This is a genomic window from Burkholderia sp. MSh2 (assembly GCF_000731655.1).
Lineage (GTDB): Bacteria > Pseudomonadota > Gammaproteobacteria > Burkholderiales > Burkholderiaceae > Burkholderia > Burkholderia paludis.
Genome location: NZ_JPGM01000045.1, coordinates 56,494 through 77,915, shown reverse-complemented (window position 1 = coordinate 77,915; position 21,422 = coordinate 56,494). Strand labels below are relative to the sequence as shown.

26 protein-coding genes are annotated in these 21,422 nt (G+C 68.0%); 15 read left to right on the top strand and 11 right to left on the bottom strand.

The window, feature by feature from the left end; genetic code table 11:
* Window positions 1-308: 308 nt before the first annotated feature.
* Window positions 309-926: a 3'-5' exonuclease gene (locus tag GQ57_RS26680; protein WP_034199472.1), complete on the bottom strand. Its 618-nt coding sequence runs from the start codon at window positions 924-926 to the stop codon at window positions 309-311.
* A 131-nt stretch (window positions 927-1,057) separates the two neighbouring features.
* Entirely contained in the window at window positions 1,058-1,711 is a 654-nt protein-coding gene (locus GQ57_RS26675; protein WP_034199471.1) for a DJ-1/PfpI family protein, read from the bottom strand.
* A gap of 107 nt (window positions 1,712-1,818) precedes the next feature.
* On the opposite strand from GQ57_RS26675, the gene GQ57_RS26670 reads away from it, so the two are divergent.
* Window positions 1,819-2,373 carry a TetR/AcrR family transcriptional regulator gene (locus GQ57_RS26670; protein ID WP_031399342.1) on the top strand — a complete coding sequence of 185 codons (555 nt, stop codon included), beginning with the start codon at window positions 1,819-1,821 and terminating at the stop codon, window positions 2,371-2,373.
* A gap of 130 nt (window positions 2,374-2,503) precedes the next feature.
* On the opposite strand, the gene GQ57_RS26665 is transcribed toward GQ57_RS26670, so the two are convergent.
* Genes GQ57_RS26665 through GQ57_RS26630 form a run of 8 tightly spaced genes read right to left on the bottom strand, consistent with a single transcriptional unit; the run spans window position 2,504 to window position 8,601 of the window.
* Window positions 2,504-2,968, bottom strand: coding sequence for an acetyltransferase (locus GQ57_RS26665; protein WP_034199470.1), 465 nt, complete (start codon window positions 2,966-2,968; stop codon window positions 2,504-2,506).
* Window positions 2,969-3,000: 32 nt separating this feature from the next.
* On the bottom strand, window positions 3,001-3,495 hold the full coding sequence (locus GQ57_RS26660) for an NUDIX hydrolase (protein WP_052001486.1): 495 nt from the start codon (window positions 3,493-3,495) through the stop codon (window positions 3,001-3,003).
* Window positions 3,496-3,544: 49 nt separating this feature from the next.
* Window positions 3,545-4,582 carry an NAD(P)-dependent oxidoreductase gene (locus GQ57_RS26655; protein WP_425322012.1) on the bottom strand — a complete coding sequence of 346 codons (1,038 nt, stop codon included), beginning with the start codon at window positions 4,580-4,582 and terminating at the stop codon, window positions 3,545-3,547.
* Window positions 4,527-4,814: a gamma-butyrobetaine hydroxylase-like domain-containing protein gene (locus GQ57_RS26650; RefSeq protein ID WP_031399338.1), complete on the bottom strand. Its 288-nt coding sequence runs from the start codon at window positions 4,812-4,814 to the stop codon at window positions 4,527-4,529. The genes GQ57_RS26655 and GQ57_RS26650 overlap by 56 nt, the downstream gene beginning before the upstream one ends.
* Complete coding sequence (locus GQ57_RS26645) at window positions 4,811-5,806, bottom strand: HEAT repeat domain-containing protein (protein ID WP_034199468.1); 996 nt, start codon at window positions 5,804-5,806, stop codon at window positions 4,811-4,813. Before GQ57_RS26645 ends, GQ57_RS26650 begins: the two co-directional genes overlap by 4 nt.
* A gap of 31 nt (window positions 5,807-5,837) precedes the next feature.
* Window positions 5,838-6,083: a 4Fe-4S dicluster domain-containing protein gene (locus GQ57_RS26640; protein WP_006764074.1), complete on the bottom strand. Its 246-nt coding sequence runs from the start codon at window positions 6,081-6,083 to the stop codon at window positions 5,838-5,840.
* A gap of 11 nt (window positions 6,084-6,094) precedes the next feature.
* Window positions 6,095-7,834, bottom strand: coding sequence for a fumarate reductase/succinate dehydrogenase flavoprotein subunit (locus GQ57_RS26635; RefSeq protein WP_034199467.1), 1,740 nt, complete (start codon window positions 7,832-7,834; stop codon window positions 6,095-6,097).
* Window positions 7,831-8,601: a GntR family transcriptional regulator gene (locus GQ57_RS26630; protein WP_031399335.1), complete on the bottom strand. Its 771-nt coding sequence runs from the start codon at window positions 8,599-8,601 to the stop codon at window positions 7,831-7,833. Before GQ57_RS26630 ends, GQ57_RS26635 begins: the two co-directional genes overlap by 4 nt.
* A 270-nt stretch (window positions 8,602-8,871) precedes the next feature.
* Between GQ57_RS26630 and GQ57_RS26625 the strand changes: the two genes are divergently transcribed.
* The 11 genes from GQ57_RS26625 (at window position 8,872) to GQ57_RS26575 (ending at window position 19,027) form a co-directional block, all read left to right on the top strand.
* Complete coding sequence (locus tag GQ57_RS26625; RefSeq protein WP_034199466.1) at window positions 8,872-10,083, top strand: MFS transporter; 1,212 nt, start codon at window positions 8,872-8,874, stop codon at window positions 10,081-10,083.
* A 262-nt stretch (window positions 10,084-10,345) separates the two neighbouring features.
* Entirely contained in the window at window positions 10,346-10,747 is a 402-nt protein-coding gene (locus GQ57_RS26620) for a DnaJ family domain-containing protein (RefSeq protein WP_031399333.1), read from the top strand.
* A complete protein-coding gene (gene tadA, locus GQ57_RS26615) occupies window positions 10,744-11,328 on the top strand; it encodes a tRNA adenosine(34) deaminase TadA (protein ID WP_031399332.1) in 585 nt (194 codons plus the stop codon). The genes GQ57_RS26620 and tadA overlap by 4 nt, the downstream gene beginning before the upstream one ends.
* A gap of 106 nt (window positions 11,329-11,434) precedes the next feature.
* On the top strand, window positions 11,435-12,373 hold the full coding sequence (ldcA, locus tag GQ57_RS26610; protein WP_034199465.1) for a muramoyltetrapeptide carboxypeptidase: 939 nt from the start codon (window positions 11,435-11,437) through the stop codon (window positions 12,371-12,373).
* 307 nt (window positions 12,374-12,680) lie between these two features.
* Window positions 12,681-13,385 (top strand): GntR family transcriptional regulator, encoded by a 705-nt coding sequence (locus tag GQ57_RS26605; RefSeq protein WP_031399330.1) that lies wholly within the window; start codon window positions 12,681-12,683, stop codon window positions 13,383-13,385.
* Between the two features lie 149 nt (window positions 13,386-13,534).
* A complete protein-coding gene (locus GQ57_RS26600) occupies window positions 13,535-15,019 on the top strand; it encodes an NCS1 family nucleobase:cation symporter-1 (RefSeq protein ID WP_034199464.1) in 1,485 nt (494 codons plus the stop codon).
* Between the two features lie 10 nt (window positions 15,020-15,029).
* The gene (locus GQ57_RS26595) at window positions 15,030-15,821 is read left to right on the top strand and encodes an aspartate/glutamate racemase family protein (protein ID WP_034199463.1); all 792 of its coding nucleotides are present in this window, start codon (window positions 15,030-15,032) and stop codon (window positions 15,819-15,821) included.
* 149 nt (window positions 15,822-15,970) lie between these two features.
* Window positions 15,971-16,924: an allantoinase PuuE gene (gene puuE / locus GQ57_RS26590; protein WP_031399327.1), complete on the top strand. Its 954-nt coding sequence runs from the start codon at window positions 15,971-15,973 to the stop codon at window positions 16,922-16,924.
* Complete coding sequence (uraD, locus tag GQ57_RS26585) at window positions 16,921-17,442, top strand: 2-oxo-4-hydroxy-4-carboxy-5-ureidoimidazoline decarboxylase (RefSeq protein ID WP_034199462.1); 522 nt, start codon at window positions 16,921-16,923, stop codon at window positions 17,440-17,442. Before puuE ends, uraD begins: the two co-directional genes overlap by 4 nt.
* Before the next feature lie 62 nt (window positions 17,443-17,504).
* Window positions 17,505-18,518 carry an allantoicase gene (gene alc / locus GQ57_RS26580; RefSeq protein WP_031399325.1) on the top strand — a complete coding sequence of 338 codons (1,014 nt, stop codon included), beginning with the start codon at window positions 17,505-17,507 and terminating at the stop codon, window positions 18,516-18,518.
* Window positions 18,515-19,027 (top strand): ureidoglycolate lyase, encoded by a 513-nt coding sequence (locus GQ57_RS26575; RefSeq protein ID WP_031399324.1) that lies wholly within the window; start codon window positions 18,515-18,517, stop codon window positions 19,025-19,027. Before alc ends, GQ57_RS26575 begins: the two co-directional genes overlap by 4 nt.
* A gap of 93 nt (window positions 19,028-19,120) precedes the next feature.
* Here the strand turns inward: GQ57_RS26575 and GQ57_RS26570 are convergent, their stop codons facing one another.
* Window positions 19,121-20,080 carry a LysR family transcriptional regulator gene (locus GQ57_RS26570; RefSeq protein WP_034199461.1) on the bottom strand — a complete coding sequence of 320 codons (960 nt, stop codon included), beginning with the start codon at window positions 20,078-20,080 and terminating at the stop codon, window positions 19,121-19,123.
* Window positions 20,081-20,232: 152 nt separating this feature from the next.
* Here GQ57_RS26570 and GQ57_RS26565 point away from each other — a divergent pair, with 152 nt between their 5' ends.
* The 3 genes from GQ57_RS26565 to GQ57_RS26555 all read left to right on the top strand — a co-directional run bounded on the left by GQ57_RS26565 (window position 20,233) and on the right by GQ57_RS26555 (window position 21,362).
* Window positions 20,233-20,637, top strand: coding sequence for a RidA family protein (locus GQ57_RS26565; RefSeq protein WP_031399322.1), 405 nt, complete (start codon window positions 20,233-20,235; stop codon window positions 20,635-20,637).
* Between the two features lie 19 nt (window positions 20,638-20,656).
* Window positions 20,657-20,881 (top strand): LysR substrate-binding domain-containing protein, encoded by a 225-nt coding sequence (locus GQ57_RS26560; RefSeq protein ID WP_034199460.1) that lies wholly within the window; start codon window positions 20,657-20,659, stop codon window positions 20,879-20,881.
* 70 nt (window positions 20,882-20,951) lie between these two features.
* Window positions 20,952-21,362 (top strand): ACT domain-containing protein, encoded by a 411-nt coding sequence (locus tag GQ57_RS26555; protein WP_031399321.1) that lies wholly within the window; start codon window positions 20,952-20,954, stop codon window positions 21,360-21,362.
* Window positions 21,363-21,422 lie beyond the last annotated feature (60 nt).

Genomic DNA, 21,422 nt, shown 5'->3' with positions numbered 1-21,422 from the left:
TGACAATCGAGTGGGAATAAACAATCCCGCTGAATCGACGTTCGATCCCGCTCTCGTCCTGGCGCATGGGCTGAAGCCATGCCGGTTCGAAAGCGGATGTCGGGTCCGGTGAACTTGCCGGCCCGACGGGATCGGGACAACCGGGACAGGAAACGGCCTGGCGATCGCCAGGCCGTTTTGCGTTAACGCTTGGCCCGGGTCATCCAACCTGGTGCGGCATGCGTCACGCCGCCATCCCTTGCCCCGGGTTCATCCGACGGCTCCCGGTGGCTTCTGACACCACCCGGTAGCCCCCGTCGATCCATTTCTCACCCGTTCGAACACCCCAGCGACCGCAAGTACATCGGCACTTTCGCCTTCGCCGTCGTCTGGACACGTGCCATCAGCGCGTGATCGATACGATCGAGTCCATACGTCCGCGCAATATCGTGCTGCAACCGGCACCACAGATGGCCGGCCATCTCCGCGTCGACCATCGCCCGGTGCGCGCGGCCCGACCGGGGCAGCCGCAGCATCTCCACCAGGCTCGACAACCGGTGACTCTGGGCGTCCGGGTAAATGCGTCTCGCCACCAGCATCGTGCAGGCAAACGCATGCTCGGCCGGCATGCCGAGCATCCCGAGTTCCGCCTGCCAGAAGCGTTTGTCGAAACCGGCATTGTGCGCGACGACGGCATGCTTGCCGACGAAGGCCGCCGCTTCCTTCATGACTGTCGACGCAGGGGGCGCCGATGCAATCATGTCGTTCGTGATGCCGGTCAGTGCGACGACATCCGACGGTATGCGCCTGCCCGCATTCATCAGGCTCTGGAAGCGGTCGACGATTTGCCCGTCACGCAGCAGGATGACGGCGATTTCGGTCGCCCGGTCGCCGAGATTCGGCGAAAGGCCGGTGGTTTCGAAGTCCAGTACTGCAACGGTTTGCATGGTCGAATCCTGTTGCTTCACGCGGTGTCGTTCAGAGTGGCCGAGAGGGTAGCATCTTCCGGCCCGCGACAGCCGCGTTCAGCCCTGGAAACGACCGTCCCGTGCGATCGACGCGAACCCGACCGACTGCTTCACGCCGCCCGCCCGCGCCCGTCTTCAACCATCCGGATCGCGCCGGCGCTTCCGCCCGTTCCCTGCCTGATGCTGAATTCGATCAGGTCTTCGCAAATCTCCCGCTGCCCGGCCGGCAGCACCGGCAGCAGCGTTTCGCGCCGCTTGTCCGCATCGAACATCGATTCCACCAGCCATCCCGCCAGATAGATTGACGCGAGGCATCCGCCCGCGGTCGCGACGTTGCCGTGACAGACGAGCGGCTGGTCCATCACATGCAGGCCGAGTGCCTGCAAACCCTTGCGCGCCTCCGGGTGCGTGGTGGCGCGGCGCTCCGGCAGCAGCCCGAGCCGTTCGAGGATGAAGGCGCCGCCGCAGATCGACCCGACGAGCTGGCGCGCAGGATCGAGGTCGAACGACGGCAGGAAATCGGGATGGGCGAGCGCGGCCGGCACTCCGTCCTTGCCGCTCGAAAACAGGACCGCGTCGGCATGGTTGGCTTCGGCGAGCGGCCCATGGGTGGCGATGGCCAGGCCATGGGCGGAATGCAGCACCGGCTGCGCGCCGAGAATCCGCACGCGCCAGTCCGTGCCGTTGCGGCCGAGGATGTCCCACATCAGGAACAGGTCGACGTCGGTGAAGCGATCGAATGCAACGAGAGCGATGTCTTTCAAGGCGGACTCCGTGAGTAGTGGCGCGCAGCGGGGAGCGGCGACGCCGTGATAGAGTTCGCAGCCTATCTGTCCATGCCGCACCATACACAGCCTGTATGGCGATGCCGATGAGCACACTGACTCGAGACGACTGGATCGCAGCGGGCTTCGACGCCCTCGACGGGGAAGGCTACACGGGCATTTCAGCCGAGAGCCTCGCGCGACGGCTGAACGTGACCCGCGGGTCGTTCTATCACCACTTCCGCAATCGCGAGGACTTCGTCCGGACGCTGCTGAGCGTGTGGGAGGACGACTACACCGCGCGCATGCTCGCGTATGCCGCGGGCGGCCGCGGTGCCGGCGATACGCTGGCGCGCTACCTGCGCATCGCCGCGGAAAAGCGGCCGGGGCGTGAAGTCGCGATTCGCGCGTGGGCGCTGCACGATCCGCTGGTCGCGGCATTCCAGCAGCGCGTCGATGCGGCGCGGCTCGCGTTTGCCGTCGAGACGTCGCGCCGGCTGGTGCGTACCTCGGGCGAGGCCGAGATCGTCGGGCAGGCCGTGCACTTGTGCCTGATCGGCGGGCAGCAGGCCGGGCTGCGGCGCGATGCCGACCGGTTCAACGGCTTCATGCTGAGCGCGGCTGCCATGGTCGAGCGGGTGTTCCCGAAACGTCGGGGGTGACGCGTCACGCGGCCGCGCGTCGGTGTGCGCGCCGTGTGCCGCGTTTGCGTAGCGAATTGCCCATCGGATGCTTGCATGCGTGCCCGTGACGGACGACGGGCAGGGCGGCCCGATAGCGCGTCGGCCGCGGTTACGGGTGTTCCGGCGAGGATGGGCGTGCCGCGCGATGGCGCAAGTGAATCAGCGGATAGGCCCGCCCCTGTCCGTCGAGCGCCGAGCGTCCGCAACGCTCGAATCCGAGCCGTTCGTAGAATCCCGTGGCCGCTTCATTCTGCTCGTTGACGTCGGTCGACAGGCCGGGATGACGCCTGAGCGCCTCTTCCACAAGGAATCGCCCGACACCCGCGCCGTGATGAGCGGGATCGACGAACAGCGCTTCCATGTGGCCGCCGTCGAGCAGCATGAAGCCGATCGCGCGCCCGCCATCGTCGATGGCGAGATCGAGCGGCGCACCGGGCAGGAATGCCACGACTTCGGATTCGATCGCGCGACGGTCGTCGTCGCTCAGGAAGCGATGGGTGGCGTCGACGGCGTCGCGCCAGATGTCCAGCACGCGTGTCGCGTCGGCCGGGGTGGATTGCCGGAGAGTGATCATGGTTTGCAGGGGCGTGATGTGGCGTTTGACGGTCAGTCGGTAAGGTGGTGACGCGGTGCGTCGCCAACGCACATCGCACGCTGGATCGCCCGTTGCGCGACATCGCGAACGCCCGCGCTCATCGGCAAGTCGTCGCGATCGAGTTCGGCGACGGCGAACCAGCGCGCGTCGAGCGCATCGTCATCGGCCGCGGGCGTGCCGTGCAACCATCTGCACAGCACCGCGACCATGACGTAATGCTGGCGCACGTTGCCGTCGGCATCGTAATCGAAGGCATCCAGCGCGGTAAAGGTGTCGAGCGCCTCGACGTCGACGGTCGTTTCCTCGGCGATCTCGCGCACGACCGCATCCGCGATCGACTCGCCCGGTTCGATCTTGCCGCCGGGGAAGCCCCAGCAGCCCGCGTCGGGCGGATTCGCGCGGCGTACCAGCAGCACGTCGCGTTCGCGCAGGACGATGCCGATCACGGCGGGGACGGGGCGCACGAGCGAAGCGGCGCCGGATGCGGAACGCGGGGATCCTGACATGGCCATGCCTACGCGCCGGTGCGGACGAATGCGGGGGCGGGCGGGCGACTCATCGCAGGCTCCCGGTGCGTTGCTCGATCGCGTGGATCACGGCGACCATGTCGTCCGATCCGTGTCCGGCCCGCTCGGTCTCGCCGTACAGCGCGTGGCAGATGTCGAGCAGCGGCGACGCGATGCCGATCTCGCGGGCGGATTCGGCGACGAGGCGCGCATTCTTCAGCACGTCGGTGATCGCGGCCTGCACCGAGAAATCCGCCGTCACGAGCTTGCCGAGCTTCACGCGCGACACGTCGCTCGCCATCGGGCCGGCGTTCAGCACATCGGCGAAGCGGGCGAGATCGATGCCGTGGCGCTGCGCGAAATGCGTGGCTTCGGTCAGGCCGGTGACCATCGTGATCAGGAACAGGTTCACGGCGAGCTTCATCGTGAGTGCCGAGGGCACGTCGCCGCACACGAAGCTGTCGCGGCACAGCGGCTTCACGAGCGGGCGGACGGCGTCGACGTCGTCCGGCGCACCGGCGAGCATCACGACGAGCTGACCGGCTTCGGCCGGCTTGCGCGATCCCGACACGGGCGCCTCGACGTAGCGGCCCGACGCGGCGGCGATGTCATCGGCCAGCGCGCGCGAATAGCCGGGCGCGTTCGTGCCCATGTTCACGATGGTGTGCCCGCCGACGCGGGCGGCGAAACCGGCGGTGCCGCGCGCGAGAACGGCGTCGATCGCCGCATCGTTCGCAAGCATCAGGATCACGGTGCGGCAGGCCGCGAATACGTCGTCGACGTGTTCGGCCACGCGCGCGCCGGCGTCGCGCAGCGCGTCGTCGCTGCCGTGCGACCGGCTCCACACGACGAGCGGCGTGCCGGCCCGCGCGAGATTGAGCGCCATCGGCGTGCCCATCACGCCGAGGCCGATGAATCCGACTTCGCTTTGCATGTTCTGGCTCCCACGGTGGGTGGAGACGATCGTGGGCGTCAGTATCGCAGCGTTTCGGCGCGCCTGCCATTGCGCCGGCGCGGCTGCGGGCGGTGCGTCAGCGTGACGGCCGCATGCCTGCCAGATACGGCCACGGAAAGATGCCGCGCGCATGGCCGTCGCCGAACACGAGGCGGATGCCGTAGCCGGCCGCTTCGACGCCGTCCAGCGTCAGATCGGGCCGCGCATCGACGCGACCGCCGTCGCGCCGGATCCTGCGGCATTCCGCGCATGGGCAATCGCGGCGCAACTGCGCGTAGCCGATAAGCTGCGTGTCGCCGTCGGGCCAGCGCAGCGTCAGCGCGCGTGCCCGATGATCGACGGCGATTTCGGTCGGCGCGATCATCGCGACGCCTCGTCGATTTGCCGGATGGCGATCCTGACGGCCTTGCGCACCTCGGGGTCGCGATCTTCAAGTGCATCGTGCAGTGCGGGCAGTATCGTGCGCTCGCGCAATTCGCCGAGCGCCAGCGCGGCTTCCTTGCGGAGATTGCCGATCGCATGCGACAGCAGCGCGACGAGGGCCGGCGCGGCCGCCGCATCGCGCAGTTGCCCGAGCGCCCGTGCGGCACGCAGGCGCACCTGCCAGTACTCGTCGCCGAGCGCGGCGACGAGCGGCGCGCGCGCGTGCGCGACGCGCAGCTTGCCGAGCGTGGTGACCGTTTCCTCGCGCACCTGCCACGCGTGGTCGCGCAGCGCGGCGAGCAGCGCATCGACGACGGCCGCGTCGCCGGGCGTCGCGAATCCGATCGCGCCGACCGCGGCGCGCCGCACGTCCGCATCGGCATCGTCCGTTGCGATGCGTGCGAGCAGCGGCAGCGCGCGGGCATCCTTGAGCCATCCGAGCACCGCGACGGCTTCGGCACGCACGGCAGGAAGCGCGGCGTCGAGCGCATGCAGCGCGGGCGCGAACGCGGCGGGGTCGCGCAGTTCGCGCAGGCCGCGCAGCACGGCGCAGCGCACGAACGGCTCGGGCCGCGCGGCCCAGCGGCACAGGACGGCGCCCGATTCGGTCTCCTTCAGTTCGGACAGGCTCTGCGCGGCGGCGGCGCGTACCGCGTCGTCCGCATCGAGCAGCGCGCCGCACAGAGCGTCGACGACGTCGGGCTGTTCCCACGCGCCGAGCAGCCGGGCGGCCTCGCCGCGGACGTCGGGCGACGGATCGGCGCGCAGCGCGGCGATGAACGCGGACACGAAGCCGGGATCCTCGAGATCCGCGAGTTCGAAGAGGGCGAGGCGGCGCACGGATGCATCGGGCGCGGCGAGGCGGGTCATGAGCGCATCGTCGTCGGAGGAATCCGCGCGGGGCGACGGGGAAGGGAAGGCGGTGGCAGTCATGGGCGGTGGGCGAGCGCGACGAGGATCGGGGTTAGCGGAGCAGATAAGGGATGTCGACCTTGACGGCACCGGTCGGGCAGTCGCGCTCGCACGGCATGCAGTACCAGCATTCGTCGAACTGCATGTAGGCCTTGCCCTTGGTCACGTCGATCGCGAGCAGGTCGAGCGGGCACACGTCGACGCAGACGGTGCAGCCCTTGTCGGCGATGCAGCGTTCCTCGTCGATCGTCACGGGCGCGCTGCTGCGCAGGAAGATGTCGTGCGGGGTATGCGGCACGGTGGAACTCCTCAGAGGGCGGCCGCGGGCGCGGCCGGTTCGCGGATGCGCAGATGCGCGTAGGCGCCGCGTTCGTCGTCGGCGAGCGGCACGATGTACGGTTCGACCGGCCGCTTCTCGCTGCGCATCGCGCCGTCGGCGTGCTTGCGCAGCCAGGTGTGGCAGAACCAGTCGGCGTCGTTGCGGTGCGGGAAGTCGACGCGATGGTGATACAGCCCCCAGCGGCTCTCGGCACGGAACAGCGACGCACGCGCGGCCATTTCCGCGCAGTCGCGGATCGCCCGCACCTCGGCGGCGCGCATCAGCTCGTGCGGGTGATCGGCCTTGATTTGTTCGATATCCTCATAAATTGCGTCGAAGCGCTGCAAGCCGATTTCCATCTTGCGCGTCACCTTCGGCGGTTGCAGATAGTCGTTCACCATGCGACGCAGCTTGTATTCGACCTGCGCGGGGGGCAGCCCGCGCTCGCGCAGCAGCGGGGCGAGCACGCGTTCGCGCTCGGCGGCGACCTGCGCTTCATCCACCGGCGCATGGTCGCGGCCCGCCACGTAGTCGGCTGCGTTCTGTCCGGCGAACCAGCCATACGTGAAGGCGCCGAGCATGTAGTTGTGCGGGACGGCCGCCATGTCGCCTGCCGCGTAGAGCCCCGGTACCGTCGTCTCGGCGCGTGCGTTCACGTACACGCCCGACGCACTGTGGCCGCTGCAGAACCCGATCTCGGAGATGTGCATCTCGACCATCTGGCTGCGATAGTCGGTGCCGCGCCCCGCGTGGAAGCGGCCGCGGCTCGGCCGCTCGTTCGTGTGCAGGATCTGCTCGATGGTCTGGATGGTTTCCTCGGCGAGATGGTCGAGCTTCAGGAACACGGGGCCGTTGCCGCTTTGCAGTTCCTGGTAGAACTCCCACATCATCTGGCCGCTCCAGTAGTCGCATTCGATGAAGCGCTCGCCCTTGCCGTTCGCGGTGAAACCGCCGAGGGGGCCCGTCACGTACGCGCATGCGGGGCCGTTGTAGTCCTTGATCAGCGGGTTGATCTGGAAGCATTCGAGATTCGCGAGCGCGGCGCCCGCGTGATACGCCATCGCGTAGCCGTCGCCCGCGTTGGTCGGGTTCTCGTAGGTGCCCATCAGGTAGCCCGATGCCGGCAGGCCGAGGCGGCCGGCTGCGCCGCAGCAGAGAATCACGGCCTTGGCCCGGATCACGTGGAACTCGGCGGTGCGGCAGTCGAAGCCGAGTACGCCGCTCGCGCGGCCCTGGGCGTCGGTCAGCACGCGGGTCGCGACGATCCGGTTCGTGATCGCGATGCGCGCGCGCTTCAGTTGCCGGTACAACACCTTCTTGATGTCGTGTCCCTCCGGCATCGGCAGCACGTACGAGCCCATGTGATGGACCTTCTTCACCGCGTAGTCGCCGGTGCCGTCCTTCTCGAATTTCACGCCCCAGCGGTCGAGCTGTTCGATCGTCGTGAAGCTGTGCGCCGCATACGCATACACGGCCTCCTGATCGACGATCCCGTCGTTGGCGATCGTGATCTCGCGCGTGTACTGCTCGGGTGTCGCATGCCCGGGAATCACCGCGTTGTTCAGGCCGTCCATGCCCATCGAGATCGCGCCGCTGCGCTTCACGTTGGCCTTCTCGAGAAGCAGTATGCGCAGGGACGGGTCGCGTTCCTTTGCCTTGACGGCCGCCATCGGGCCGGCCGTGCCGCCGCCGACCACGACGACGTCGTATTCGTGAACCTGGATGCTCATCGCGGTTTCCTTGCAGGTTTGCGCGCCTTCTGCCGGTCGATGCGCAGCCGGTACTGGAAGGCGTCGCCGCGGAAGTAGAGGTATTCGTAGTCGATCGGGGCGCCCGACGCGTCATGCGTGAGGCGCTCGATGCGCAGCACGGGGCTGCTTTCCTCGACGCGCAGCGCATCGACGATCTCGTCGTCGGCGAGGATCGCGTCGATCGACACGTCGGCATGGCCGAGCGCGATGCCACAGTCGTTTTCGAGGACCAGGAAGATGTCGCGGGTCGCGAGATCGGCGCCCGCGAGGCGCTTGCCGAGCGCTTCGGGCACCCAGGTCTGTTCGAGCGATACCGGTTCGCGATTCAGCAGCCGCACGCGATGAATCTCGACGAGCGGCGCGCCTTCGGGCACGTTCAGTTTCGTCGCGAGATGGCGGTCGGCCTTGACGGTGCGGAAGCTGCGCACCTGGTTGACGATCTCGTAGCCCATCGACGACATCGCCTCGGCGAAGCCCTGCAGCGACGTCACGTTCTGGAACGCCTTCGGCTTCGACACGAACGTGCCCTTGCCGTGCAGCTTGAACAGCAGGCCTTCCTTCTGCAGGTCGCCGAGCGCCTGGCGCACCGTGATGCGGCTCACGCCGAACATCGCGCAGAGTTCGTGCTCGGAAGGCATGCGGCTGTGCGGTGCATGGGTGCCGTCGAGAATGCGCGCACGCAGCGTATCCTTGATCTGCACGTAAAGCGGGGCCGCCGACAGCGGCACGACGTTGGATGGGGGCATCGGTCAACTTGTTATGACAAGATGGCTCGAGTGTAGTCAGCGCGATCCCGTGTCCCAACCAACGATTTCTGCTTTCGACTTTCCGATTCCGGAAAAGCGGTGCGGCAGGGACAGACCGGACGGCTCGGCCGGCCATCGGGGAAATTTGCCGGTGCGTGCGTGGCGCATGTCGATTTGCCGACGCGTCGTCCGTCGTTTCCATGTCGACCGGGCAGGCGCTGCGCCGCCGCCCGGTTCCCGAGGATGGACGTGACGAATGAGGAGACCCCTATGCCCGATTCCCGATACCGCTGGGTGATCGTCGCCGCAGGCGGCCTGACGGGCTGCGTCGCGATCGGCGCGATGTTTTCGCTGCCCGTGTTCCTGCGCGCCATCGCGCGCGACACGGGCTGGTCGATGACCGGCATTTCCGGCGCGATGACGCTGGGCTTCATCGCGATGGCCTTCGCGAGCATCGGATGGGGCAGCCTGTCGGATCGCGTCGGCGCGCGGCCGGTCGTCATCGCGGGCGCGGTGCTGCTGTCGGCGAGCCTGGCGCTGGCGAGTCGCGCGACGTCGCTGCTCGCGTTCCAGCTGACCTTCGGTCTCGCCGTAGGCGGCGCGACGGCCGCGATATTCGCGCCGATGATGGCGTGCGTGACGGGCTGGTTCGATACCCACCGCAGCCTGGCGGTTTCGCTCGTATCGGCCGGCATGGGAATGGCGCCGATGACGATGGCGCCGCTGGCTGCATGGCTCGTGTCGGTGCGCGACTGGCGCACGTCGATGCTGCTGGTCGCCGCGCTGGCGGCCGTCGTGATGATCCCGGCGTCGCTGCTGGTGCGCCGTGCGCCCGCGCTTGCCGGCGCGCGCACGGCGCCTGCGCCGGCGGGGGCGCCCGCGGCGATGTCGGTCGCGGACGCATTGCGCTCGCCGCAGTTCGTCGTGCTGCTCCTGACCAACTTCCTCTGCTGCGCGACGCACTCGGGCCCGATTTTCCATACGGTCAGCTACGCCGTGACCTGCGGGATTCCGCTGATCGCCGCCGTGTCGATCTACAGCGTTGAAGGGCTCGCCGGCATGGGCGGCCGGATCGCGTTCGGGCTCCTCGGCGACCGCGTCGGCGCAAAGCGCATGCTGGTGGCGGGGCTGCTCGCGCAGGCACTCGGCGCGCTCGGCTACGCGTTCGTACACACGCTCGACGGGTTCTACGCGGTCGCGACGCTGTTCGGCTTCATCTATGCGGGCGTGATGCCGCTGTATGCGGTGCTTGCGCGCGAGAATTTTCCGCTACGGATGATGGGCACCGTGATCGGCGGCTGCGCGATGGCAGGAAGCCTCGGGATGGCCGCGGGCCCCGTCGCCGGCGGCCTGGTCGTCGACACGTTCGGCGGCTATGGCTGGCTGTACGTCGGCTCGTTCGCCGTCGGCATCGGTGCGTTCCTGATCGCGACGATGTTCCGGCCGTTCGCGACCGCGCGGCCGGACCCGGCGGCCGCGTGACCCGGCCGCGGAAGCGGGGCGCTATCCGCCTCGCCGGCGCGAGCGAATCTGCATCGTCCGTGAGGAAAACCGGGCACGACATCGTTTGCGCGTGCCGATCCAGGCCCGCTGCGGCGCAGCAAGGCGGCAACAGCCTCCGATCGGCACGCATGCGCCTCGATTCGGCCCCTAAAAAGCGCAATATCGAGCATATATTCGAAGGGCCTGTCATACCCGCGTCACCCTGCTAGAATTCGGCCTGCCGCATTGTTCCGATTGACTGATGAGATTGCTTGACGCCCTGGTCGAACAACGTATCGCCGCCGCCGCCGCGCGGGGCGAGTTCGACGATTTGCCGGGTACCGGCGCGCCGCAGGCGCTGGACGACGACCTGCTCGTGCCCGAGGAGGTGCGGGTGGCCAACCGTATCCTGAAGAACGCGGGCTTCGTGCCGCCGGCCGTCGAGCAATTGCGCGCGTTGCGCAACCTGCACGACGAAGTGCAGGCGGTCAGCGACCGTGCCGCGCGTTGCCGGCTGCAGGCGAAGATCCTGGCACTCGACATGGCGCTGGAGTCGCTGCGCGGCGGGCCGATGGTGATGCCGCGCGACTACTGCCGGCGCATCGCGGAACGCCTGTGCGAGCGCGGGCTCGACGACGTGTCCGCCGAAGCGGGGCCGATGTGACGTCCGACGCGCTGCACGATGCAGCCGCGCCGGCGGCCGTACCCGCCGCCGATTCTCCCGTTTCCGAAGCCGCGCCCGTGTCGGCGCGCGACCTGCATTTCATGCGTCTCGCGCAGGCCGCTGCCGAAGAGGCCCGCGCAGCCGGCGAGGTGCCGGTCGGCGCGGTGCTCGTGCGCGGCGACGAAGTGATCGCGCGCGGCTTCAACCATCCGATCGGCGGGCACGACCCGTCGGCCCATGCGGAAATGGCCGCGCTGCGCATGGCGGCGCAGCAGTTGCAGAATTACCGGATGCCCGGCTGCGAACTGTACGTGACGCTCGAACCGTGCCTGATGTGCGCCGGCGCGATCATGCATGCGCGCATCGCGCGGGTGGTCTACGGTGCTGCCGATCCGAAGACGGGCGCCTGCGGCAGCGTGATCGACGCGTTTGCGAATCCGCAACTCAACCATCACACCGAAGTGACCGGCGGCGTGCTTGCCGACGAGTGCGGCGCCGCGCTGAAGTCGTTCTTCGCGGAACGCCGTCGCGCGTTGCGCGAAGCGCGGCTGGCCCGCGACGCCGAATCCGGCGCGTCGTAGGCGCGCCCGCCGCGCCTGTCGCCCGGCATGAGCCGGGCGCGCGGCGCCGTGAACCGGAGACGGTTCGGACCCTCTAAGCAGGTTTGACGCCACGACACCTTTCGCCATGTCCTTGCAGCCCGCCGCCTCCTACACCATCCGCCTGCTGGCGCCGTCCGGCTATCCGCACGACCCCGACGCGATCAATCGCGCGCTCGAGCGCCTCAGTACCGCGCAGCAACGCATCGAGAACATCGAGGCGACGCAGCGGCGCTTCCAGCGTTTCGGCGGCACCGACGGCGAGCGGGCAGGCGACCTGAACCGCCTCGCCGATCCCGAGCGGCCGCTGCCGGACATCGCGCTCGCGGTGCGCGGCGGCTACGGCGCCGCGCGAATCCTGCACGGGCTCGACTATCGCGGGCTCGAGCGCAGGCTGCGCGACCAGCCGATCGCGCTGGTCGGCCACAGCGATTTCACGGCGATCCAGCTCGCGCTGTACGCGAAGGCGCGTATCAAGACGTTCGGCGGCCCGATGCTGTCCGCCGATTTCGGCGCGGAAACGCCGAGCGATTTCACGATGCAGCACTTCTGGCAGACGCTGACGCAGCCGACCACGACGATCGTCGCCGAAGCGCCGCAGGTGCAGGCCGTGAACGCGACGGGCACGCTGTGGGGCGGCAACCTCGCGATCCTCTCGTCGCTCGTCGGCACGCCGTACATGCCGGACATCGAGGGCGGCATCCTGTTCATCGAGGACGTCAACGAGCAGCCGTTCCGGATCGAGCGGATGATCTATCAGCTGCACCTGTCGGGGCTGCTCGCGCGCCAGCAGGCGCTCGTGCTCGGCCAGTTCACCGGTGCGCGCCCGTTCGAGTACGACAACGGCTACGACATGCAGGCGATGATCGCCCAGGTGCGCTCGGTGATCGGGATTCCGGTCGTCACGGGGCTCCAGTTCGGCCATGTGCCCGACCTGCTGACGCTGCCGTTCGGCGCGCAGGCGCAACTGGTGGCGAATGCGCACGGTTTCCGGCTCACGCTGTCGGACTATCCGCATCTCGGCTGATGCCGGCGCGCTCGATCGGAAGGCGGGTTTCCCGCCTTTTTCTTTATCTTGATACGCAACTAACGGTCGAACATTTTCGCTGATCGCAACCAGGTCTCCGCGAGGTTGTGCACCATTTTTGTCAACAAAATGGCCGCCAGGGTATACGACGAAAAGCGCTTCTGGCAGGCCTTTGAAGTCCGTCATGCAAGGATATGGCGCAGCCTGCACTGAATGGAGTCACACCGATGCACGCGGATTGTGCGCAATGCTGGAAAAGAATTGTTGACAATCTTTATGTCCGCCCTACGATGAGGACCATCACACGATGCAGATCATGAACGAGCCCGAATCCCATCCGTCCGGTGCGGCCAGTCCCGAAGCGATCGCCGAGCGGATCCGCACGGCGATCCTCGAGCACCGGCTCGCGCCCGGCGCGAAGCTGACGGAGGCGCAGCTCTGCGACGTGTTCGGCGTGAAGCGGGGGACGATCCGCCAGGCGCTCGCGCAGCTCGCGACCGACAAGCTGGTCGATCTCGAGCCGAACCGCGGCGCGTTTGTCGCGAGCCCGACGCTGCAGGACGTGCACGAGGTGTTCGAGATGCGCCGGATCATCGAGCTTGCCGTGGTCGAGCGGCTCGCGACCGGGCCCGGCGCGAAGCGCCTGAAGGGCGTCGCCGCGCTGATCGACAAGGAACGCAAGGCGTTCGAGCGGCACGATTTCGCGGCGTGGATCCGCCTGTCGGGGGAGTTCCACACGACGCTCGCCACGCTGATGGGCAATGCGACGCTCAGCGAGTGCCTCGAGGGGCTGGTCGCACGCTCGACGCTGATGTCGGCGCTGTACGAATCGCACGGGCGCAGCCCGTGCTCGTGCGACGACCACGACGATATCCTCGCCGCGCTGGAGGCGGGCGATCCGAAGCGGGCGGTGACGCTGATGGCGCACCACCTGCAGCATGTCGAACTGAAGATGCTGGACCGGCCCGCGCAAGGGCAGGTCGATTTGCGCGAAGTGTTCGGCGGCGCCTGAGCGGCGACGCGAACCCGGCCGCGCGCCACAGAACGAGCGCAATGCAGGCCCGCGGTGTCCGCCGCGGGCCGCTGGTCCGACTCCGGGCGTCCATCCGGAGCGATATCGATGACGGTGGAGCGGCCGCCCGGCCGCGTCAAGGAGAAGTCATGGCTCAGTTCAGTGTGGCGCACGACAGCGCCTATCCGGCGGAAGAAGGCGGCGAGGGCGGCGACCCGGCGCTGCCGGATGGTTACAGCAAACGTCTGTACAACGAAGATTTGGCACCCCTGAAGAATCAGACATGGGGCGCTTACAACATCTTCGCGTTCTGGATGTCGGACGTGCACAGCGTCGGCGGCTACGTGTTCGCGGGCAGCCTGTTCGCGCTCGGGCTGACGAGCTGGCAGGTGCTGATCGCGCTGATCGTCGGGATCGGCCTCGTGAACCTGCTGTGCAACCTGATCGCACGGCCGAGCCAGCAGATCGGCGTGCCGTATCCGGTCGCGTGCCGCGCGACCTTCGGCGTGCTCGGCGCGAACGTGCCGGCCGTGATCCGCGGGCTGATCGCGATCGCGTGGTACGGCATCCAGACCTATCTCGCGTCGAGCGCGCTCGTGATCGTCGTGCTGAAGTTCTTCCCGCAATGGCTGCCGTACGCGGACGTCCATCGCTACGGCTTCCTCGGGCTGTCGGCCGTGGGCTGGGCCGGCTTCATGCTGCTGTGGGTGCTGCAGGCGTTCGTGTTCTGGAACGGGATGGAGACGATCAAGAAGTTCATCGACTTCGCGGGCCCGGCCGTCTACGTCGTGATGTTCATCCTGGCGGGCTACATGGTGTGGCGCGCGGGCTGGCGCAACATCGGCATCAACCTCGGCGGCGTCAAGTATCACGGCGCGGAGGTGATCCCGGTGATGATCACGGCCGTGTCGCTGGTCGTGTCGTACTTCTCCGGGCCTATGCTGAATTTCGGCGATTTCTCGCGCTACTGCCGCTCGTTCGGCGACGTGAAGCGCGGCAACTTCTGGGGGCTGCCGGTCAACTTCCTCGCGTTCTCGCTCGTCACGGTGATCACGACGGCAGCGACGCTGCCGGTGTTCGGCGAACTCATCACCGATCCGGTCGAGACGGTCGGCCGCATCGACCATCCGACCGCGGTGATCCTCGGCGCGCTGACGTTCACGATCGCGACGATCGGCATCAACATCGTCGCGAACTTCGTGTCGCCGGCGTTCGACTTCTCGAACGTCGCGCCGCGGCTGATCAGCTGGCGCGCGGGCGGGATGTTCGCGGCCGTCGCGTCGATCTTCATCACGCCGTGGAACCTGTTCAACAACCCGGCCGTGATCCACTACACGCTCGACGTGCTCGGCGCGTTCATCGGCCCGCTGTATGGCGTGCTGATCGCCGACTTCTACTTCGTCAAGCGCGGCCGGCTCGTGCGCGACGACCTGTACACGATGTCGGACAGCGGCGCGTACTGGTACACGGGCGGCGTGAACCGCCGTGCCCTCGCCGCGCTGCTGCCGGCCGCGGTGATCGCGATCGTCTGCGTGATGGTGCCGGGCTGGCAGGGCGTCGCGAACTTCTCGTGGTTCATCGGCGCGGGGCTCGGCTTCGTGTTCTACCGGCTGCTTGCGGGCGCGAAGGCCTGAGGAGAGGGCGATGAAGATCCGACTGATCAATCCGAACACGACGCAGCGGATGACCGACGCGATGGGCCACTGCGCGCGCGAGGTCGCGGCCGCCGGCACGGAGATCGTGGCGGTGAGCCCGCCGATGGGGCCGCCGTCGATCGAAGGGTACTACGACGAGGCGCTTGCGACGCCCGGGCTGCTCGCCGAGATTGCGCAAGGCGAGCGCGACGGTTCCGATGCGTACGTGATCGCGTGCTTCGGCGATCCGGGGCTCTACGCGGCGCGCGAGCTCGCGCGCGGGCCGGTGATCGGCATCGCCGAGGCGGCGATGCATGCGGCGAGCGTGCTCGCGCCCGGCTTCTCGGTCGTCACGACGCTTGCGCGCACCTGCGGGATGGCGTGGCACCTCGCGGAGCGCTACGGGATGAAGCGGTTCTGCCGCAACGTGCGCGCGACCGACGTCGCGGTGCTCGAGCTCGACCGGCCGGGATCGGCCGCGCGCCGGATCATCGTCGACGAATGCCGGCGCGCGCTCGACGAGGACGGCGCCGACGCGATCGTGCTCGGCTGCGCCGGGATGGCCGAGTTCGCGCACGAGATCGAGCAGCAGATCGGCGCGCCGGTGGTCGAGGGCGTCACGGCGGCCGTCAAGTGGGCCGAGGCGCTCGTTGCGCTGCGCCTCGCGACCGCGAAGCGCGGCGACTACGCGCGGCCGCTGCCGAAGCGCTACGACGGCGCGTTCGCACGCTTCAGCCCGCCGGGCGGGGCGGCGGCGGAACCGGTCGGGGAATTGCCGCACCCGCACATACACACCGTCTGACACGCACTATCTGCGCCGCTGTATGGGCGCGTATGAGCGTTTTCGCTACACTGGGCCGTCGTTGCATCGGCCTGCGCGGCGGGCCTCCGGCACCCGGGCGGTCGATGCGAACCCATTATTTCAGTCAGCTTGCGCCGTACTTCGAACCCATGTCACTCGATCCCAACTATCCTCGCGACCTGATCGGCTACGGCCGCCATCCCGTGCAGGCGAACTGGCCGGGGCGCGCCCGCGTCGCCGTGCAGTTCGTGCTGAACTACGAGGAGGGCGGCGAGAACTGCGTGCTGCACGGCGATCCGGGCTCCGAGCAGTTCCTGTCCGAAATCGTCGGCGCGGCCGCGTATCCGGACCGCCACATGAGCATGGAGTCGATCTACGAGTACGGTTCGCGGGCCGGCGTATGGCGCATCCTGCGCGAGTTCGAGAAGCGCGGGATGCCGCTGACGGTGTTTGGCGTCGGCATGGCGATCGAGCGTCACCCGGAGCTTGCGCGTGCGTTCGTCGAGCTCGGCCACGAGATCGCGTGCCACGGCTGGCGCTGGATCCACTACCAGGGCATGACGCCCGAGCTCGAAGCCGAGCACATGCGTCTCGGGATGGAAGCGATCGAGCGCGTGACGGGCGTGCGCCCGCTCGGCTGGTACACCGGCCGCGACAGCCCCAACACGCACCGCCTCGTCGCCGAATACGGCGGCTTCCTGTACGACTCCGACAACTACGGCGACGACCTGCCGTTCTGGATGGACGTCGAGGTGTCGGGCGGCGGCACGTCGCCGCAACTGATCGTGCCGTACACGCTCGACACGAACGACATGCGCTTCGCGACGCCGCAGGGCTTCAACACCGGCGATCACTTCTTCGACTACCTGCGTGACGCGTTCGACGTGCTGTACGCCGAGGGCGACGAGGCGCCGAAGATGCTGTCGATCGGCATGCACTGCCGGCTGCTCGGCCGGCCGGGACGGTTCCGCGGGCTGCAGCGTTTCCTCGATCACGTCGAGAAGCACGATCGCGTATGGGTGACGCGCCGTGTCGATATCGCGCGTCACTGGCGTGAACATCATCCGTATCAGCCCAATCATCGAAACGAAGGGAAAGCATGAAGGCGATGCGTTACACGTTGGATCAACTGAACACGATGGCGCCGGGTGCATTTGTGGCGGCGCTGTCGGGGATCTTCGAACATTCGCCGTGGGTGGCCGAGGTCGCCGCGGGCGAGCGGCCGTTCGCGAGCATCGACGTGCTGCACCGGACGATGTCCGGCGCGGTGGAAGCGGCCGGCGAAGTGCGCCAGCTCGCGCTGATCAACGCGCACCCGGAGCTGGCCGGCAAGGCCGCCGTGCGCGGCGAGCTGACGGTCGAGTCGACGCGCGAGCAGAGCGGCGCGGGCCTCGACCAGTGCACCCAGGAAGAGTTCGACAAGCTGCTGACGCTGAACCGCACGTATCGCGAGAAGTTCGGCTTTCCGTTCATCCTGGCCGTGCGCGGCTATGACCGGCACGGCATCATCGCGAACTTCGAGTCGCGCGTGAATCATTCGCGCACCGAGGAACTGCGCACGAGCCTCGACCAGATCTACCGGATCGCGCGTTTCCGCCTCGACGACCTGATCGACGCCTGACACCGCAACACGGCCCGCCGCATCGCTGCGGCCCGACCGCCCCACTGAAACAAGGAAACATCATGGCTGTTCCGCTTCTCGATCCCAATGCACCCGATTTCACTCGGCGCTACGTGAATCTTGCCGACCCGCGTCTCGGTGCGCAGGCGCTCGAGGCCAGCGACGATTTCTTCGCGCCGAAGGACCGGATGCTGAACCCAGAGCCGGCCGTCTTCATCCCCGGCAAGTACGACGACCACGGCAAGTGGATGGACGGCTGGGAGACGCGCCGCAAACGCACGACGGGTTACGACTGGTGCATCGTCAAGCTCGCGCGCCCGGGCGTGATCAAGGGTTTCGACATCGACACGAGCCACTTCACCGGCAACTTCCCGCCGGCCGCGTCGATCGAGGCCGCCTTCGTGGCCGACGGCGCGCCGACGCATGCGACCGAATGGGTCGAGATCGTGCCGTCGACGACGCTGCAGGGCAACAGCCATCACTACGTCGAGGCGAGCGACGCACGCGCGTTCACGCACCTGCGCGTGAACATCTATCCGGACGGCGGCATCGCGCGCCTGCGCGTGTACGGCCAGCCGCAGCTCGACTGGGCCGGTGCGAGCGCGACCGAGCAGTTCGATCTCGCGGCGATGGAAAACGGCGGCTATGTCGTGGCCGCGAACAACCAGCACTTCGGCGTTGCGTCGAACCTGCTGTTGCCGGGCCGCGGCGTGAACATGGGCGACGGCTGGGAAACCCGCCGCCGCCGCGAACCGGGCAACGACTGGGCGATCATCGCGCTGGCGCAGCCGGGCGTGATCCGCAAGATCGAAGTCGATACGGCGTTCTTCAAGGGCAACTACCCGGATCGCTGTTCGATCCAGGCCGCCTACGTATCGGGCGGCACGGACAGCTCGCTGATCACGCAGTCGATGTTCTGGCCGGTGCTGCTCGGCGAGCAGAAGCTGCAGATGGACAAGCAGCACTATTTCGACCACGACATCGCGTCGCTCGGCCCCGTCACGCACGTGCGGCTGAACATCATTCCGGACGGCGGCGTGTCGCGCCTGCGTCTGTGGGGGACGCTCGACAAATGAAGACGCTTGTCATCGAGCCGCTGACCCGGGAAGCGTTCGCGCCGTTCGGCGACGTGATCGAAACGGAAGGCGCGAAGCAGATCCCGATCAACCTCGGCACGACGATCCGCTTTCACGATCTCGCGCACGTCGACGTGACCGACGAAGGCGGTCGTACGCTCGTCAACCTGTTCCGCGGCCAGCCGCGCACGCTGCCGTTCGAAGTGAAGATGCTCGAACGGCACCCGCTCGGCAGCCAGGCCTTCGTGCCGCTGAACGACCAGCCGTATCTCGTCGTCGTGGCGCCCGCAGGCGATCTCGATCCGGCGCGGATCCGCGCGTTCGTGACGAGCGGGTGGCAGGGCGTCAACTACGCGAAGGGCGTGTGGCATCACCCGCTGATCGCGCTCGGTGGCGTCAGCGATTTCATCGTCGTCGATCGCGGCGGCGACGGCCTGAACCTCAACGAGCAGGATCTGCTGGAATCGCTGTGGCTTACCGACGAGGCGCTCGCCGCGCTGACGGCCTGAGTCGTATTTCGGTCGCAGCCTGTCGAAGAAACCCGCGCGGCATGCGCGGGTTTTTTTATGTGCGGCGGTTTATGCGCGGGTTTTACGCGCGGGTCAGGCTGCCGCGGCCTTGCGCGTGTTGCGTGAACCGTTGCCGGCGTGGCGTTGGCGCGGCGCGTGCTGCGTCATCAGCTCGGCGATCCAGTCGACGAAGACGCGCAGCTTCGCGCTGACGTGCCGGTTCGGCGGGAACGCGACGTACATCGGCATCGGTTCGAGCCGCCAGTGCTCGAACAGCGGCACCAGGTCGCCGCGTGCGCGATGGGCGGCCGCCATGTAGTCGGGCAGCCACAGGATGCCGAGCCCGGCCAGGCCGGCTTCGAGGTACGCGTTGCCGTCGTCGACGGCCAGCACGTAGCGCCCGCGCACATCCACGTGCGCGCCATCGCGTTCCATCGCGAACGGCAGCGCCTTGCCGGTGCGCGCCCACAGAAAGCCGACGATCCGGTGATGCGTGTCTTCGAGTTCGTCCGGATGCGCGGGCGTGCCGGCGCGCGCGAGATAGGCCGGCGACGCATATACGCCGAGCCGCAGGTCGCCGACGTGGCGCGCGACCAGCGATCGGTCGGTCGGCTCGCCGCCGCGCACGACGCAGTCGACGTTCTCGCCGATCACGTCCACCACGCGGTCGCTCACGCCCATGTCGAGCTGGATGTCAGGATGGCGCGCGTGGAACGCGGGCAGCGCGGGGATCAGGATCAGCCGCGCGAACGGGCTCGGCACGTCCACGCGCAGCCGCCCCCGCGGCGACGCGGACGCGGCGGACAGGCTCGTTTCGGCATCGTCCATGTCGGCGAGCAGCCGCACCACGCGATCGTAATAGGCGGCGCCGTCGGCCGTGACGACGACCTTGCGCGTCGTGCGGTTGAACAGCTTCACGCGCAGCCGCGCTTCCAGTTGCTGCACCAGTTGCGTGACGGTGGTGCGGCTCATGTGCAGCGTCTCGGCCGCCTTCGTGAAGCTGCCGGCTTCCACCACGCGGGCGAACGCCTGCATTGCGTCGAATCGATCCATCGGGTCTGGGCTCCGCGCCGGTCGGGAATTGTTTGGGGCCTGCAAACAGTGTTGGACAGGGTTGCCCGTTTATCGGCCGGGCAACGCTCCTTAAAGTGCCTTCATCGTTGATACCGGGGCGGCTTCGCCCCACTGACCGATGGAGGTGTTGGATGGCAAAGCGTAGCGTAGTTTTCCCGCCGGGTCGCCAGGCGCTGTATGACCGCAACCGCTATTCGCCGGCGCTGCGTTCGAACGGTTTCCTGTTCGTGTCCGGGCAGGTCGGCAGCCGCGAGGACGGCTCGCCCGAACCGGAGCTGGAAGCACAGGTCCGCCGCGCATTCGAGAACCTGAGTGCGGTGCTTGGCGCGGCCGGCTGCACGTTCGACGACGTCGTCGACGTGACGGTGTTCCTCGTCGATCCCGAAGCGACATTCGAGCGGATCTGGAAGATCGTCCCCGAGTATTGGGGAGACGCGCCGCATCCGACGCTGACCGCCGTCGGCGTGACCTGGCTGTACGGCTTCCAGTTCGAGATCAAGGCGATCGCGCGGTTGCCGGAGCCGGCCGGCGGTTGAGCAAGTACGAGCGTGTACGTTGCGTGCGGGATCCGCTCGCGGCGCGGCGGTCGGTTTCGCGGCGCCGCGCATGATCGCACGCGATCTCGCGGACGGACGCATCGTGCGTCGGTTCGACGTGAGCGTCGCGCCGCCGCCCGGTGTTGCGTATCACGTCGTGTATCCGGCTCGCGAGCAGGACGATCCGCGCATCGTCGCGTTCCGCGGCTGGCTCGCCGCCGAAGCCGCGATGATGCTTGCGTGACGGCTTTGCCGCGCGTGCTATCGTGCATGCATCGATACCGCACGACGTCCGTTCCGGACGTTTTTCTCCGATGAGCCAACCTGAAAACGACCTCGCGATCCTGCTGCGCACGATGCAGCCCGAACTTCATCCGGGCGCGTTCGCGTTCGTGTCGCTGCCGTCCGGCGCCGACGTGTCGTTATCCGAAGCGATCGCGACGTTTCGCGAAGCGGAAGGGCTGACGGTCGTCGTCGGCGAGGAGGCGGCCGCCCGCCACGGCTGGCCCGTGCTGTTCCGCGCCGCGTGGCTCACGCTGACCGTGCATTCGGATCTTGCGGCCGTCGGGCTCACGGCCGCGTTCGCGCGGGCGCTGGGCGCGGCCGGCATCAGCTGCAACGTGATGGCCGCCGCATACCACGATCACATCTTCGTGCCGTTCGACGACGGCCCGCGCGCGCTCGATGCGCTCGTCGCGCTTCAGCGCGACGCGATGCGCGACTAGCGCGCGGGCATTCGGTGCGCAAAAAAACGGGCCCGTCACCGGGCCCGCGAACGGAAAGGG